Here is a 689-nt window from a genome sequence, read left to right on the forward strand (position 1 = left end):
CGGGTGATTGCGGCGACGGCCGGTGAAGCACCCTATGTTCTGGATGGGCTGCTGTATCATGCCAACGGGCTTTCCATTGAAGAGCATTATACCGACACGGGTGGGGCATCGGATCATGTTTTCGGGCTGATGCCCTTCTTTGGTTATCGATTTGCGCCCAGGATACGGGATCTGAAAGAGCGGAAACTTCACCTGTTTCCAGATCAAAGCCCCGGTGATCTCCTGAGTGGAATGGCCGGTGACCCGATCAATACCGATCATGTTGCGGCCCACTGGGACGACCTGCWGCGTCTGGTCACATCCATTCGGAGTGGAACCGTGACGGCCTCGGCCATGCTGCGGAAGCTCGGATCTTATCCCCGTCAGAATGGTCTGGCTGTGGCCTTGCGTGAAGTTGGCCGGATCGAGCGGTCGGTTTTCATGCTCGACTGGATACAGGATCTGGATTTGCGCAGGCGAACCCAGGCAGGGCTCAACAAGGGAGAAGCCCGGAATGCGCTGGCTCGGGCGCTCTTCTTCAACCAGCTTGGTGAACTGCGGGATCGGCGTTTTGAAAATCAGGCTTATCGAGCGTCAGGTTTAAACCTGCTGGTGGCAGCGGTTATCCTATGGAATACGCGCTATCTTCAGTCTGCCATCGCAACGCTCGGCATTTCCGATGACCTGGCGCGGCATATTGCACCCCTCGG

General features: G+C 57.3%; 1 protein-coding gene. It reads left to right on the forward strand.

All coding sequences use genetic code 11. The features are described from left to right. Window positions 1-689, forward strand: a 689-nt coding sequence (locus tag KP705_RS15840; RefSeq protein WP_215764909.1) for a Tn3 family transposase, incomplete at both ends; no start/stop codon positions are given.

Origin of the sequence: Gluconobacter sp. P1D12_c, from assembly GCF_018812105.1 — a bacterium.
In the GTDB taxonomy this organism is placed as follows: Bacteria; Pseudomonadota; Alphaproteobacteria; order Acetobacterales; family Acetobacteraceae; genus Gluconobacter; species Gluconobacter oxydans_A.